This window comes from Actinoplanes sp. NBRC 101535, from assembly GCF_030269225.1.
In the GTDB taxonomy this organism is placed as follows: Bacteria; Actinomycetota; Actinomycetes; order Mycobacteriales; family Micromonosporaceae; genus Actinoplanes; species Actinoplanes rectilineatus.
Genome location: NZ_BSSY01000017.1, coordinates 55476 through 69704, shown reverse-complemented (window position 1 = coordinate 69704; position 14229 = coordinate 55476). Strand labels below are relative to the sequence as shown.

13 protein-coding genes and 2 pseudogenes are annotated in these 14229 nt (G+C 70.9%); 12 read left to right on the top strand and 3 right to left on the bottom strand.

Translation table 11 applies throughout. The features are described from left to right. Positions 1-17 precede the first annotated feature (17 nt). From QSK32_RS35035 to QSK32_RS35025, 3 genes and pseudogenes are all read right to left on the bottom strand, one after another. On the bottom strand, positions 18-368 hold the full coding sequence (locus QSK32_RS35035; RefSeq protein ID WP_285474320.1) for a DUF952 domain-containing protein: 351 nt from the start codon (positions 366-368) through the stop codon (positions 18-20). 235 nt (positions 369-603) lie between these two features. Continuing rightward, positions 604-1383, bottom strand: a pseudogene (locus QSK32_RS35030) (SAM-dependent methyltransferase); the annotation flags it as partial. Positions 1384-1402: 19 nt separating this feature from the next. Then, positions 1403-2364: pseudogene (locus QSK32_RS35025) on the bottom strand (DUF2332 domain-containing protein). Positions 2365-2426: 62 nt separating this feature from the next. Between QSK32_RS35025 and QSK32_RS35020 the strand changes: the two are divergent. The 12 genes from QSK32_RS35020 to QSK32_RS34965 all read left to right on the top strand — a co-directional run bounded on the left by QSK32_RS35020 (position 2427) and on the right by QSK32_RS34965 (position 14216). Next, positions 2427-4793 (top strand): ATP-binding cassette domain-containing protein, encoded by a 2367-nt coding sequence (locus QSK32_RS35020; RefSeq protein WP_502872578.1) that lies wholly within the window; start codon positions 2427-2429, stop codon positions 4791-4793. 19 nt (positions 4794-4812) lie between these two features. Next, on the top strand, positions 4813-5307 hold the full coding sequence (locus QSK32_RS35015) for an SHOCT domain-containing protein (RefSeq protein ID WP_285474317.1): 495 nt from the start codon (positions 4813-4815) through the stop codon (positions 5305-5307). 387 nt (positions 5308-5694) lie between these two features. After that, on the top strand, positions 5695-6093 hold the full coding sequence (locus QSK32_RS35010; protein ID WP_285474316.1) for a hypothetical protein: 399 nt from the start codon (positions 5695-5697) through the stop codon (positions 6091-6093). Between the two features lie 76 nt (positions 6094-6169). Then, the gene (locus QSK32_RS35005) at positions 6170-6664 is read left to right on the top strand and encodes a hypothetical protein (RefSeq protein WP_285474315.1); all 495 of its coding nucleotides are present in this window, start codon (positions 6170-6172) and stop codon (positions 6662-6664) included. Next, positions 6654-7553, top strand: coding sequence for a permuted SH3 domain-containing protein (locus QSK32_RS35000; RefSeq protein ID WP_285474314.1), 900 nt, complete (start codon positions 6654-6656; stop codon positions 7551-7553). Before QSK32_RS35005 ends, QSK32_RS35000 begins: the two co-directional genes overlap by 11 nt. Further along, entirely contained in the window at positions 7550-8287 is a 738-nt protein-coding gene (locus QSK32_RS34995) for an ABC transporter ATP-binding protein (protein WP_285474313.1), read from the top strand. Before QSK32_RS35000 ends, QSK32_RS34995 begins: the two co-directional genes overlap by 4 nt. Beyond that, entirely contained in the window at positions 8229-9380 is a 1152-nt protein-coding gene (locus QSK32_RS34990; protein WP_285474312.1) for an ABC transporter permease, read from the top strand. The genes QSK32_RS34995 and QSK32_RS34990 overlap by 59 nt, the downstream gene beginning before the upstream one ends. Before the next feature lie 52 nt (positions 9381-9432). Next, positions 9433-9744: a lactococcin 972 family bacteriocin gene (locus tag QSK32_RS34985; protein ID WP_285474311.1), complete on the top strand. Its 312-nt coding sequence runs from the start codon at positions 9433-9435 to the stop codon at positions 9742-9744. Between the two features lie 68 nt (positions 9745-9812). Then, positions 9813-12005, top strand: a complete 2193-nt coding sequence (locus tag QSK32_RS34980; protein WP_285474310.1) for a bacteriocin-associated integral membrane family protein — start codon at positions 9813-9815, stop codon at positions 12003-12005. Next, entirely contained in the window at positions 12002-12643 is a 642-nt protein-coding gene (locus QSK32_RS34975; RefSeq protein WP_285474309.1) for an ABC transporter ATP-binding protein, read from the top strand. The genes QSK32_RS34980 and QSK32_RS34975 overlap by 4 nt, the downstream gene beginning before the upstream one ends. Positions 12644-12744: 101 nt before the next feature. Beyond that, positions 12745-13617 carry an ATP-binding cassette domain-containing protein gene (locus tag QSK32_RS34970; RefSeq protein WP_285474308.1) on the top strand — a complete coding sequence of 291 codons (873 nt, stop codon included), beginning with the start codon at positions 12745-12747 and terminating at the stop codon, positions 13615-13617. Continuing rightward, entirely contained in the window at positions 13614-14216 is a 603-nt protein-coding gene (locus QSK32_RS34965) for a hypothetical protein (protein WP_285474307.1), read from the top strand. The genes QSK32_RS34970 and QSK32_RS34965 overlap by 4 nt, the downstream gene beginning before the upstream one ends. Positions 14217-14229: the final 13 nt, after the last annotated feature.

Below are 14229 nucleotides of genomic sequence, written 5' to 3'. Positions count from 1 at the left end.
GCCCGGGACGGCCTCGATCACTCGGGCAGCAGCATGCGCCCCTGAGCATCGCGGACGACCGGAACGACCTCGGTCACCGCGGCGGTCGGCACCGGACCGTAGATGTGCGGGAACTCGGCGGCGCCCGGCTCCGGGGCCTCGTACTTCACCGGCGACTCGAGGAGCTCGCTGTCGATGACCAGCACCACCAGGTCGTCGGCGGCGTCGCCGTAGACGTACTCGGCGACCGTCCGCAGCTGGTGCGGCAGGGAACAGTGGATGAAGCCCTGCTCGTCGAGCGACACGCCCCGGGTCGACATCCGGTAGAGGCCCGAGTCGGCGGCGGCCTCCCAGCTCGACCGCTCGGTGATGTGGAGAAGCTGCGTCATACCGCCACGATATCGAACCCGATCATGATCCTGGAGCGCAATGGGCTGGTCACGGGCGGCCGGGCGGATCGGCGTCTGTTACGTGAGGGGACAGCAACGAGGCGAGGTCCAGCCATCCCTGACGAAAAGGCGCTGGACACGTTTCGTAGTCAGGGTGCGAAGCCCGTCCGCGTGGTGACTTCAGGCAACGCTGGGCACCCGTAGTCACCACACGGATGCTGACCGCGGAACGTGTCTAGGTCACCCGGGCCAGCAGGGCGTTGAAGGCGACCTGGTCGACCGGTGGCCGGGGCTGCGGTGCCTGCTCCGGCCACCACGAGGCCACCGACTGGACGCCCGGCGCGAGCAGCTCCAGACGCGGGTGCTGGAAAATCTCGGCGAACTCGGTGCCGGTGCGGATCTGGGACTGGGCGTCGGCCACCGCCCGCAGCGCCGCCGACTGTTCCGCCGGCATGTACTCGTCGGTGCCGTGGCTGGCCACCACATAGCTGCCCGGTGGCAGGGCGTCCACCAGCGCGGCCACGATCGCACGCGGGTCGTCGGCGTCGCGCAGGAAGTGGACGACGGCGATCAGCAGCAGGGCGACCGGCTGGTTCAGGTCCAGGGTGGCGCGCAGTTCCGGGTCGGCCAGGATGCTCGCCGGGTCCCGCAGGTCGGCCTGCAGGTACGCGGTGCGGCCGCGCGGGTCGCTCGCCAGCAGGGCACGGGCGTGGGTGAGCACCATCGGGTCGTTGTCCACGTAGACGACGTGCGACGACGGTGCGCCCTGCTGGGCCACCTCGTGGGTGTTGGGTGAGGTGGGGATGCCGCTGCCGATGTCCAGGAACTGGCGGATGCCCAGGCCGGCGAGGTGGCGGACGGCCCGGTGCAGGAACCAGCGGTTCTCGTGGACGGCGACCCGGATCGTCGGCATCCGTTTCTCGATCTCGCGGGCGGAGGCGCGGTCGGCCTCGAAGTTGTCCTTCCCGCCCAGCCAGTAGTCGTAGCGGCGGGCGGGATGGGCCACCATGCTGTCGATCGAGGAGTCCACCCGATCAGGATAGGGGTCCGTTGTGGACCGGTCCGAACCAGTGAAGGGCGTCTCCGTGTGGGCGGGCCCAGGCGAGCGGCTCCCCGTTGAGCGACAGGACGTTGTGCAGGGTCGGCGCCGGCGGTGGCGGGAGTTCCCACTGGTCCAGGACTTCCGGAACCTCGATCGAGAGCCACTGGCAGGGCGTTTCGCGTACCAGAGAAAGGAAGATCTCCGGCGCTCGGCCGGAACCTGGTAGAGCACCGAGGTGTGGAAGACCACCAGGGTGGCGTCGGTGGGCGCCTGCGCCGCCAGAGCCGGGAGGGCATCGGCGAGGTCGCCGCGGATCAGCCTGGCTGGGTCGGCGGCGGCGGTCCGGGCGGCGGCACTCTGCCGGGTACGCCGTGCGTCGTGCTCCGGCCAGACCAGCGCCTGGAGCCAGGCCGCGTCGGCGGGGTCGGTCACGTCGAGCGGGTTCAGATCGATGCCGGCCCGCCACACGATCTCGGGGAGGCGGGTCGGTGCGTCCCGCCCGGTGAGGGTGCAGTCGAGCACCGGTTCGCCGTCGCCGAGCCGGTCGGCGCCGTTGTATCGGTAGGAGTACTTGTCGGGGAAGAGGTTGAGCCCGGCGGAGGTACCGACTTCGAGCAGCGCCAGTGGCTGCGGGAGGTCGGCGAGCACCGGCAGCAGCAGCGCGCACCGGCCGGGTTCGTTGGTCTGGGTGGCTCGTTTCCGGATCTCGCCGGCGATCAGCGGCCAGTTGCCGGTGATGAAGGAAGAGAACCGGGTGACGTCGTCGACCGGCCCGTCCAGGTAGCGGACCACGGCGAACAGCAGGTTCGGCTGCCGCTTGGCGGCCGGCAGCGTGTCCAGGAGCGCGAGGAGACGGTCGTCGGCCGCGACCGCCGTGGCGAGGGCCTGATAGGCGGGCGACGATCCGGCGGCCTCGCGGGCGGCGAACTCGGTGTAGACATCCGCGGTGATCACAGCCGTCATAGTCGCAAAGCCGATCACGAATCGAGAAGTCCCGGGCGCCGCGCGCACCTAGCATGGCGGGCATGAGCAGCCATGTCGCCGACAGTCACGATCTCATCCGGGTGCACGGCGCGCGGGTGAACAACCTGAAGGACGTCAGCGTCGAGATCCCGAAACGCCGTCTGACGGTGTTCACCGGGGTGTCCGGGTCGGGCAAGAGTTCGCTGGTGTTCGGGACCATCGCCGCCGAGTCACAGCGGATGATCAACGAGACGTACAGCGCGTTCGTGCAGGGGTTCATGCCGTCGCTGGCCCGGCCGGACGTGGACGTCCTCGAGGGCCTGACCACGGCGATCATCGTGGATCAGGAGCGGATGGGCTCGGATCCGCGCTCGACGGTCGGCACGGCCACCGACGCGAACGCGATGCTGCGGATCCTGTTCTCCCGGCTGGGCAAGCCGTACATCGGGTCGTCGCAGGCGTTCAGTTTCAACGTCGCCTCGGTCTCCGGTTCGGGGGCGGTGACCACCGAGAAGGCCGGGGTGACGGTCAAGGAGCGGCGCACCTTCAACCTGGTCGGCGGGATGTGCCCGCGGTGCGAGGGCCGCGGCTCGGTGACCGATTTCGACCTGACGCAGCTCTACGACGAGACGAAGTCGCTGAACGAGGGCGCGCTGACGGTTCCGGGTTTCAGCATGGACGGCTGGTCCGGCCGGATCTTCCGGGGCTGCGGCTGGTTCGACCCGGACAAGCCGATCGGCAAGTTCACCAAGAAGGAACTGAACGACCTGCTCTACAAGGAAGCTACCAAGATCAAAGTGGAGGGGATCAACCTGACCTACCTGGGTCTGATCCCGCAGATCCAGAAGTCGTTCCTGGCCAAGGACGTCGACGCGATGCAGCCGCACATCCGCGCCTTCGTCGAACGGGTGATCACCTTCAGCGCCTGCCCGGACTGCGGAGGCACCCGGCTCAGCGAACTGGCCCGCTCCTCGAAGATCAAGGGTAGGAACATCGCCGACCTGTGCGCGATGCAGATCAACGACCTGGCCGCGTGGGTGCGCGCCTACCAGGAACCGTCGGTGGCGCCGCTGCTGGAGAAGCTGCGGCACACCCTGGACTCGTTCGTCGAGATCGGCCTCGGCTACCTGTCGCTGGACCGGCCGGCGGGCACGCTGTCCGGCGGCGAGGCGCAACGCACCAAGATGATCCGGCACCTGGGGTCGGCGCTGACCGACGTCACGTACGTCTTCGACGAGCCCACCATCGGCCTGCACCCGCACGACATCCAGCGGATGAACGAACTGCTCCTGCAGCTGCGGGACAAGGGCAACACGGTCCTGGTGGTGGAGCACAAACCGGAGGCGATCGTGATCGCCGACCACGTCGTCGACCTCGGTCCGCGGGCCGGTTCCGCCGGTGGCGAGGTGGTCTTCGAGGGTACGGTCGACGCCCTGCGCGCCAGCGGCACCCTGACCGGCCGGCACCTCGACGACCGGTCCACGGTCAAGGCCACCGTCCGCAAGCCGTCCGGCACGCTGCCGATCCGCAAGGCCGCCACGCACAACCTGCGCAACGTGAACGTGGACGTCCCGCTGGGGGTGCTGGTGGTGGTCACCGGGGTCGCCGGCTCGGGCAAGAGCTCGCTGATCCACGGCTCGGTGGCGGGACGCGACGGCGTCATCGCGATCGACCAGGGCGCCATCCGGGGGTCGCGGCGCAGCAATCCGGCCACGTACACCGGACTGCTGGAACCGATCCGCAAAGCCTTCGCCAAGGTCAACGCGGTCAAGCCGGCGCTGTTCAGCCCGAACTCGGAGGGCGCCTGCCCGAGCTGCAACGGCGCCGGGGTGATCTACACCGACCTGGGGATGATGGCCGGCGTGGCCACCCCCTGCGAGCTGTGCGAGGGCCGCCGGTTCGACGCGGCGGTGCTGGGCTACAAGTTCGGCGGCAAGGACATCAGCGAGGTCCTGACCATGCCGGTGGCCGAGGCCGAGGGATTCTTCGCCACCGGCGACGGCAAGCTCCCCGCCGCCCACAAGATCCTGGAGCGGCTCACCCAGGTCGGCCTGGGCTACCTGACCATCGGCCAGCCGCTGACCACGCTCTCCGGCGGTGAGCGGCAGCGCCTCAAGCTGGCCACCCACATGGGCGGGGCGGGCAGCGTGTACATCCTCGACGAGCCGACCACCGGCCTGCACCTGGCCGACGTCGAACAGCTGCTGGGCCTGCTGGACCGGCTGGTCGACGCCGGCAAGTCGGTGATCGTCATCGAGCACCACCAGGCGGTGATGGCCCACGCCGACTGGATCATCGACCTGGGCCCGGGCGCGGGACACGACGGCGGCAAGGTCGTCTTCCAGGGAACCCCCGCCGACCTGATCGCCGACGGTTCCACCCTGACCGGGCAACACCTCGCCGAGTACGTGACCGGCTGACCGCTGCTACCGTGCCCACGTGGGATGGTTCTCCAGGACAGCGCCGACCGCCGCCGAGGTCGAGGCCAAGGCGGCGCAGATCCGGGCGAAAGCCGACCGGGCCGGCGTCGACGTGCTCGGCGCGCTGGCGGTCGGCCACAGCCTGGTCGCCGGCACCAACCTCTACCTGGTCGTCCACCCGGACCGCCTGGACCTGGTCAGCACCGGCCAGGTCGGCGGTCTGATCGGCGCCGAGGCCGGCCGGGAGAGCATCCCGCTGACCGACGTGAGCCGGGTCGGGTTCCGGCCCGGCCTGCTCCGCTGCACCGTCGAGATCACCTGGTCCGGCGGCACGTTCGACTTCAGCGCCGACCGGGCGATCGGCGCGCTGCTGGCCGAGACGATCCAGTCCCGCCTCGAGGCCGGCCCGGTCAGTGACAGCGACGCCACCCTGTTGCGGCACCTCGCCGATCTGCACGCGGCGGGCGTACTGACCGATGAGGAATACGCCGCGAAGAAGGCCGGCCTGCTGTAGCGGGCGGCTAATCGTCGGACTTATCTTCTGATAAACGTTCGTCGATCAGTGACGACATGCTGACCGAATCAGCAGAGTCGAACCTTTGACATCGCAATCTTCCCGATCGGGAAAGCACCGCGATGATGGTGTCCCAATTCGCATTCCCAGGACTCGACGCGACGCCGCAGATCCCGTAAGTTGCCCGAGCGCAACCAGGTTGACCTGCTCGGAAGCCGATTTTAAGGAAGCCTTCCTATTCATGGAAAGACTCCGGAGCGGCCGCTGAAACAGAAGTTGATCTTGGTGAGAACAGCTTGTAGGTTGAGCGCCGCCCGGCGACGGAATCCCTCGGATGCCCCGCGGCCGGCGCTTTCCTATCCCCCTTTTTTCCCATCAGGAGCAACAATGTCTCGCCTCTCGGCGTCGGCCAAGGGCGCCGCTCTCGGCCTCCTCGCCATTCCGATCATCGCCACCAGCGCGTTCGCCGCGACCGCCTCCCTGCAGGGCGACTGCGACACCGACCTCGTGGTCGGCACGAACGTCCGGACCGCCTCCGGCACCGGGACGATCAAGCTGAAGTACACCAACGGCATGGGCCTGACCAACAGCGTCGCGCTACGGATCAGCCCGATCGACGACCGGACCGGCTCCGCCTGGGCCGGCACCACCGTCGTCGGCCCCAAGACGGGTGGCACCTACACCCTGGCCTCCAGCGTCACCAAGGGACGCAAGTTCACCCTCAACTTCCGGGCCGCCGAGAACAACAACTTCGACTGGCACTGGGAAGGCACCCTCACCTACTGATCCGCCGGCCGGGCCGGCCCGCCACGGCCGGCCCGGCCTCCCTCCCCCACCCCGTGACGTCCTTGAAGGGTTCGACATGTTGCGATCCATCGCCCTCGTGGTCCTCTGCGCCACCTCGTTCAGCCTGGCCGCCTGCTCCTCCGACTCCGGTGGCGAGTCCGGTGGCGAGTCCGGTGGCGGAACCAAGACCTACGAGGCGGCGATCGCGGAGTACAACGAGGCCAAGAAGTCGCTGACCCTGCCGGACGGGGTCGGCGACGAGGGCTGGGGCCGCACGCTGGCGGCCGAGTCCGACGGCGGCAGCGTCAGCTACCAGGACGGCGCGGCCACCCGGATCCTGCAGGAGGGGTGGGCCTGCAGCTGGAAGAAGGAGTGGCTGGCCGCCCGGGGCGTGGACGCCGATCGGGAGAAGGCGGCGCTGGAGCAGCTCGCCAAGTTCCCGGCCATGTTCGCGTACACCGATGCGTACGACGACGAGTCCCGCAAGGTCTTCGACGAGGAGGTCGCCGCCGCGAAGCTCGGCGACCCGGCCGCGATGCAGAGCGACGTGGACCTGAACTGTGCCGGGTAAGCCGGACGGCGCCCGGCGGACCCTGGCCGTCGCGGTGTCCGTGCTGGCCGCCGCGGCCCTCGGGTTCGCCGCCGCATGGCAGCTCCAGGACGACGGAACCGACCGGAACACCACCGGCGGGTACTCCCCGGCGTCCGCCGAGACCGGCACCGCGACAGTGGTCCAGCGGCCGATCACCAGTGTGATGTCCCTGGCCGGGACGGTCGTCGCGAATCCGGAGTTCGACGCGGTCGCCCCGGTCGCCGGAAAGTTCACCGCGGTCCGGGGGCTCACCGGCATCGTCAAGGCCGGCACGGTGCTCGGCTGGGTCAAGCCGGACGGCAAGGCCGTCCCGGTGACGACGCCGGTGGCCGCCACCGTCGGTGACACCCTCGTCGTCGACGGCGCTTCGGTCCCGGCCGGGCTGCCGCTGACGCACCTCAAGACCACCGGCTTCGGCATCCGGGGCACCGTCTCCGGTGTGCTGAAGTACCGGCTGTACACCCTGGCCACCGACGCCACGGCGCAGATCGAGAAGGGTCCCGGGCCGTTCTCCTGCCCGGTGCTCGGCGGCCCGGTCAGCGGCACCGGTGACGACGGCGAAGCCGCCGGCGCGGCCGATCTGACGGTGACGTGCGCGGCGCCCAAGAAGCTCCGCCTCTTCCCCGGCCTGACCGCGCAGGTCGCGATCAAGACCGGACAGGTCAAGAACGCCCTGGCCGTGCCGGTGGGGGCGGTGGCCGGTTCGGCCGAGACCGGCCGGGTCGCGGTCCGTCTCGCCGGCGGCAACCTCGAGGTACGCGACGTCACGCTCGGCATCAACGACGGGTCGTTCGTCCAGATCACCAAGGGTCTGGTCGCGGGGGACGTGGTCTCCCTGCAGCCACCGGCCCTCACCGACGCCGGATGAGCCGGGTGATGCTGGACCTGGCCGGCGTGGTCAAGTCCTACCCGGGACCGCAGGGCGCCCGGGTCCCGGTGCTCAAGGGCCTCTCGATGTCCCTGACGGCCGGGACCACGTCGGCGATCCTGGGCCGCTCCGGTTCCGGCAAGAGCACCCTGCTCACCATCCTCGGGCTGCTCGACACCCCGGACTCGGGCCGCTACGTCATCGACGGCACCGACACCACCGGATTGTCCGACCGGCGGCTGGCCCACCTGCGCAGCGAGCGGATCGGCTTCGTCTACCAGCGGTTCTTCCTGCTGGGGCACCTGACCGCGTTCGACAACGTGATGGCCGCCCTGCAGCACGGCACACCGGTCCCCCGGCGGCGGCGCCGGGAGCAGGTGATGGAGAGCCTGGACCAGGTCGGGCTCGCCGACCGCGGGCACCACCGGCCGCGGGAGCTGTCCGGCGGTGAGCAGCAGCGGGTCGCCATCGCCCGCGCCCTGGTGCGCAGCCCCGCGGTGGTGCTCGCCGACGAACCGACCGGCGCGCTCGACGAGCGCACCACCGAAGGCGTCCTCGCCCTCCTGCTCGGCGCGGCCCGGGACCGGGGCGCCGCAACCGCGCTGGTCACGCACGACCTCCAGGTCGCCGCCATGGCGGACCGCACCCTGCACCTAGCGAACGGATCGTGGCTCGATGATCAGAAGGCTGCCGACGCTGATTCTCATCAGCGTCCGGGAGATCAGTACGCGTAAGGGCCGCGCCCTCCTCGCGTGCCTCAGCCTGGTCGTCGGCATCCTCGCCGTGATCTTCGTCCAGGCGACCGCGGGGGTGGCCCGGGCCGAGCTCATCCATCTCGGCGAGCTGCGCCAGGGCCGCAGCGGCACCGCCGTCGCCACGGTGCCGGTGGACTACGCCACCGCCAACCGGGCCCGGCAGTTGGCGACCGGCACGGCCGGCGACCACGTCGACGTCGCCGCGGTGCTGACCGACTCGGGCGCGACCGTGGCCGGCACGAACACGCCGGTGCCGCTGACCGTCTACGCCGGCGACCTGCGGTCGATCCGGCCGTTCGACGTCCGCGAGGGACGGTTCCCGACCGCCGCGGACACCGCCCGCGACGCCGTGGTGGTCAACAACGCGGCGCGGGCCGTCCTGGGCGACACCCCCCGCCTCACCTGGACCGCGGCGCCGGGCGACATCGCCCACGGCGCCGAGATCACCGGTGTGATCGACGACGGCGAACTGGACCCGCACGTCTACGTCGGGTGGGACGCGTACGAACAGCACGCCGAGGTGAGCGTCCAGGGCGCCCTGAAGATCTTCGCCCGGATGGCCGGCGGGGACGGCACGGCGAGCAAGGAGTGGCTGACCAGCCAGGCCTTCTTCCAGCAGGTCCCGCTCGGCGACGTCAACCGGCTCGACGTCGCCGGCGACATCGACTCCACGCTCGCGGTGGTCCAGGCCACCTTCCTCGCGGTCGGCGTGACCATGCTGCTGGTCGGCGTGATGGGCGTGGTCAACATCGGCCTGGCGACGCTCAAGGAACGCGCCGAGGAGCTGGCGCTGCGCCGGTCCCTCGGCGCGACCAAGCTCGACATCGGCGTCCTGGTCCTGGCGGAGTCGACCATCATCGGCATGGCGGGCTCCCTGATCGCCGTCGCGATCAGCCTGGCGGCCTTCCCGATCGCCATGGCGACGCTGGTCGGCGACTCCCTGGACGCTCCGTTCCCCGCGCTCGCGGCGCTCGCCGGCATGGCCGCCGGCGCGCTCGCCGGCGCCGTGGGCGGGCTGATCCCCGCGATCCGGTCGGCGAACATGCCCATCGCCACCGTCATGCGGGCCTGAACCGCGGCCTGCGCCGCTGACGAAGAACACCCCCGAAGAAGGAAGAGCAATCATGATCATCAACCGCACGGTCAAGACGGTCCTGGGCACACTGGCAGTGAGCGCCGGTCTCGCCCTCGCCGCCTCGCCGGCCCTCGCCTCGGTGAGCTACCCGGGCGGCGGCAAGTGGGACCACGGCTCCGAGCGGGACTTCCCGTCCCACCGGGCGTGGTCCTACTACCTGCACACCTCCAAGACCCACACGGCCACCTCGGTCTGCGGAAGCTCGCAGCAGAAGCGCCAGGCCAGTGCCGGGGCGTGGGCCCGCGCCCTCACCTCCTGCGGTTACACGCAGAGCAGCGAGGCGTACTGGAACACCCTCTGACGGTCCGGGGAGCGGTGGCCCCGCCGCTCCCCGCTGTCCCCTCCCCCGGACGAAGGACGACGCCCGCCATGAAGAAGACCCTGACCACTCTGCTGTTGCTGCTGATCTCCGGGCTCGCCTTCGCCATCGCCTACGTCGCTACGGACGAGGATCAGCGGACCCGGGTACGCCAGGCGGCGGGGTCCATCGGCGAAACCGTCACGATCCGGCCGGATCCGCGGCTGGCCGACCCCGCTCTGCTCTACCCCGCCCTGGAGGAGGCGGCCACCGATGCCGGGGTCAACCTGTTCCGGACCGTCCGGGGCGCCACCGCGTCCGGGACGCCGCAGGCCACCACCTACCTACTGATCACCACCGGGCAGACAGCGCTCTACGACTCCTTCGACCTGACCGCGGGCCGGTGGCCGACCGCGCAGGAGACCCACTCCGACGGGTGGGCGGTCTCCACCGAGCCGGGACAGACCGGCACGCTGCGCGACTTCGGCGGCAACGACGTCGTCACCGTCCAGTCGCTGCGGAGCGCCTTCGACCAGTTGCCCACCGCCGGCGAGTACACCGTGGAGGGCTCGGCCGACCGATTCGCCGCGGCCCTGGTCAGCCGGCTCGCCGCGGCCGGGACCACGGTGACCGCGGCCGACCTCACCGCCGAGCCGGCCGGTCAGGGCAGCGCCGACAGCCCGCTGACCGCCCTGCTCACCACCGTGCTGGCCGGCCTCATCCTGCTGACCACACTGATGCTGACGTACTGGCTGCTCCACGAGTCCAAGCGCGTCGCGGTGATGAAGCTGACCGGTCTCGGCACCACACGCATCTGGTACGAGACCTCCGGCCGCCTCATCCTGATCACCCTCACGGCCAGTGTCGTCGCCGCCCTGGCCGCCGCCACCGCGGTCCCGGGCACGACACCCGCCTTCGGGTACGCCGTCCTGGTCCTGCTGGCCCGGGCCTACCTGGTCATGCTCGCCGCCTCCCTGCTGACCTGTGTCCTCATCGGCCGGATCCGGCTCAGCGACTCGATCAAGAACCGGCGGCGGACCGGGGGCGTCTTCGCCGTCAACGCCGTCCTCAAGGTGGCCTGCACCGTCGCGCTCGTCGCCACCTGCGGCGTGCTGTGGGCGAGACACACCGGTATCGCCGCCGAACAGGAACGTCTCGACGGCTGGGCCGCCTCGACCGAGTACGGCACGTTCAGCCCGGTGTCGGTGGGCGACGACCAGAACGAGATCGCGACCGGGCAGCCGGCGATGACCGCCGCCGAGGTGTACGACCTCTACCCGGCCCTGAACGAGGCGGGCGCCCTCTACGTCGACGCCACGGACTTCGCGGACGCGAGCGCGCAGAGCGCCGTCCCCTCCCTGCGGGTCAACCCCAACTACCTGCGCGCGTACCCGGTGAAGGACACCACCGGCCGGCCCGTCGTGATCGACGAGTCGACGAGCGACTGGATCGTCCTGGTGCCGGAACGCCACCGGGACCGGGAGGCCGAGATCACCGCCGCGCTGGAGCAGAGCCGGGGCACCGGGCCGGACAGCATCGTGCGCGGCGACGCCCGGTTCTTCGGCCGGACCGCGCCGGACGCCGTGCTGCGGCAGCACATCCGCATCGTCCGGGTGGCCGACGGGCAGCGCGCGTTCAGTTTCGACCCGGCGGTGAACCAGCAGGACGGCAACACCGTCCTCGACCCGGTCATCCAGGTGATGACCAGCGCGAACAGCGTCGGCCTGGACCGGGTGAACATGATCACCGGGGATGCGGGCGGCGCCCTGAAGGTCCGGTTGTCCGGCGGCGACGGCCGGGCGACGCTGGCGTCCCTGCGTCCCACGCTGGAGCGGCTGCGGCTGGACGACAATCTGCGCCACCTGGTCACCATGAGCGAGGACAGCGCGCGGCGGCTCGCCGAGCTCCGCGCCGAGGCGCGGACGGTCCTTCTCGCCGCCGCCGGTGTCACGGTGGCGTTTCTGGCACTGACCGCGGAGAGCATCGTCCTGATCTTCATGATGGTCGCCCGGCGGGTGGCGGTCCGGCGGCTGTTCGGCACCGGCTTCCTCCGGCGGTACCGGGAGCTCCTCGCCGTCCTCGCCGCGATGTGGCTGCTCCAGCTCGGCTTGGTGGTCGCCGTCGGGCCCGCGGTCGCCGGGACCCCGGTCCTGCTCGTCGCCGGCCTAGCGGTGATCGCGGTCGAGGCCTTCTTCTCGTACCTGGTGCTGACAGCCGTCGAGCGCCGCAACCTCGTGCAGGTCCTGAAAGGAGAAGTCGCATGACCACAGCGATGTGCCGGCTCGCCGGAGTGAGCAAGAGGTTCGGCGACCGGGTGGTGCTGGACGGCCTGGATCTGACCGTGGCGGCCGGCGAGATGGTGGCCCTCACCGGCCGGAGCGGCACCGGCAAGACCACCGCACTCAACGTCCTCGGGCTGCTCGAGCCGGCGGACAGCGGCACGGTCACCCTGTTCGGCGAGCAGGCCCCGCGGGTCAACTCGCGCCGGGCGGTGCACCTGCTGCGCAGCCGGCTGGCGTATTTGTTCCAGAACTTCGCCCTGATCGACAACGCGACCGTCGACGACAACCTGCGGGTCGCCCAGACGTACGCCGAGGGCGGCCGCACCGCCAAACGGCACCGCCGGGCCGAGGCCCTGGAACGGGTCGGGCTGGCCGGGATCGGCGCCAAGAAGCCGTACCAGCTCTCCGGCGGGGAACAGCAACGCGTCGCGCTGGCGCGGCTGTTCCTGCGGCCGGCCGACCTGGTGCTCGCGGACGAGCCCACCGGGTCGCTGGACACCGGCAGCCGCGACGCGGTCATGGACATCCTCGGTGAGTTGCACCGCGAGGGCCGGACGATCGTGGTCGTGACGCACGACCCGGTGGTGGCACGGGCCTGCGGCCGGATCGTCGACCTCTGACACCCGAATCCCGGCGATGTGCGGGAAGCCGGTGAAGAATGACCCGGTGGGGGCCTGTCCCGCAGCGGCGTGACGGGGAGAGAGCGAGAGATGTCCCGGGGATGATCGAGACTCGGGGTCTGACGAAGACCTACGGCCGGGTGAACGCCGTCCACGATGTGACCTTCACCGCCGCCGCGGGCCGGGTCACCGGTCTGCTCGGGCTCAACGGCTCGGGCAAGACGACCACGCTGCGGATGCTGCTCGGGCTCAGCCGGCCGACCAGCGGCGACGCGCTCATCGGCGGGCAGTGGTACCGGGACCTGAAGCAACCGTTGCGGCAGGTGGGCGCGGTGGTCGAGCAGGGCCTGAGCCACCCCGGCCAAACCGGGCGTGCCCACCTGGTCACGCAGGCGCTGCGCTGCGGCGCGTCCCGCAAGCGGGTGGCACGCCTGCTCGAGTACGTGGATCTGGTAGCCGCCGCGGACCGCAGGACCGGCGCGTACTCGCTGGGCATGCGCCAGCGCCTGGCGGTGGCGACCGCCCTGCTCGGGGAGCCGCCGGTGCTGGTCCTCGACGAGCCGGCGAACGGCCTCGACCCGTCCGGGATGGCCTGGCTGCGTGGCCTGCTGCGCGATCACGCGGCGGGCGGCGGCACCGTGCTGATCTCCAGTCACCTGCTGGGCGAGCTGGAGCAGCTGGTCGACGACGTGGTGATGATCGGTCAGGGCCGGGTCCGGCTGGCGGCGCCGCTCGCCGAGCTGTCCGGCGCCGCCCGGCTGCGGGTACGCAGCGGCGATCAGAACCGGTTGTGGGAGGCGTACGAACGGTACGGCGCGACGGTCACCACCGACGGCCGGGTGCTGTTCGTCTCCGGGCTCGGCGCGGAGGCCGCCGGGGTGATCGCCCTGAACGTCCGGGTCCCGATCTTCGAGCTGGTGCCGGAGACGCCCGCGCTGGAGGAGATCTTCCTGAACATCGCGGGTGACCGGTGACCGCGGACGTCCTCAGCGAGCTGTACCGCATCCTGACCGTACGGTCGTCCTGGATATCGATCCTCGGGTTTGCCTTCCTCGGCGTGGCGACCGCCTGGTTCAGCCCGGAGTTCTGGTCGATGTTCGCCGGGATGGGCGGGTTCGGGGTGGCCGCGCTCACCACCGCTCAGCACTACCAGCACCGGACCGTCGTGCTGCTCCTCCTCGGCAGGCCACGCCGGGTCCGGGCCCTGATCGTGCAGAGCGTGACGGCGGCCCTGCTCACCATCCCCCCGGCCGCGGTCAGCGGTCTCGCGGTGCTGCGGGACGGCACGCCGGGGTCCTACCTGTGGACGCTGGCCGCGGTGCCGGTGATGGCGGTGTTCGGGGTCGCCGGTGCGACCGTCGTGCGCCGACCGGTGTGGCTGCTGGCCGGGTGGGGGTTGTGGTTGCTGGTCGTCGAGGGGCTGCTCGGCCAGCTGGACGCGCCGTTGCCGTTCTCCGCGTACCTGAGCGCGGCCGCCGGCGACCGGCACGGTTTCGGGGTGCTGCTCCTCTGGGCCGGCGCCGGGTTCCTGGCCGGCGCCGTCTCCATCCGCCGCGATCTGAGCGGCGACTGACCGCTGCCGATCC

What these genes read in the sequence shown, in the direction of transcription:
- QSK32_RS34970 (WP_285474308.1), top strand. Translation starts at nt 12,745, where the DNA reads ATGATCGAGACTCGGGGTCTGACGAAGACCTACGGCCGGGTGAACGCC.
- QSK32_RS35035 (WP_285474320.1), bottom strand. Translation starts at nt 368, where the DNA reads ATGACGCAGCTTCTCCACATCACCGAGCGGTCGAGCTGGGAGGCCGCC.
- QSK32_RS34995 (WP_285474313.1), top strand. Translation starts at nt 7,550, where the DNA reads ATGAGCCGGGTGATGCTGGACCTGGCCGGCGTGGTCAAGTCCTACCCG.
- QSK32_RS35020 (WP_502872578.1), top strand. Translation starts at nt 2,427, where the DNA reads ATGGCGGGCATGAGCAGCCATGTCGCCGACAGTCACGATCTCATCCGG.
- QSK32_RS35010 (WP_285474316.1), top strand. Translation starts at nt 5,695, where the DNA reads ATGTCTCGCCTCTCGGCGTCGGCCAAGGGCGCCGCTCTCGGCCTCCTC.
- QSK32_RS34990 (WP_285474312.1), top strand. Translation starts at nt 8,229, where the DNA reads ATGATCAGAAGGCTGCCGACGCTGATTCTCATCAGCGTCCGGGAGATC.
- QSK32_RS35005 (WP_285474315.1), top strand. Translation starts at nt 6,170, where the DNA reads ATGTTGCGATCCATCGCCCTCGTGGTCCTCTGCGCCACCTCGTTCAGC.
- QSK32_RS34975 (WP_285474309.1), top strand. Translation starts at nt 12,002, where the DNA reads ATGACCACAGCGATGTGCCGGCTCGCCGGAGTGAGCAAGAGGTTCGGC.
- QSK32_RS34985 (WP_285474311.1), top strand. Translation starts at nt 9,433, where the DNA reads ATGATCATCAACCGCACGGTCAAGACGGTCCTGGGCACACTGGCAGTG.
- QSK32_RS34980 (WP_285474310.1), top strand. Translation starts at nt 9,813, where the DNA reads ATGAAGAAGACCCTGACCACTCTGCTGTTGCTGCTGATCTCCGGGCTC.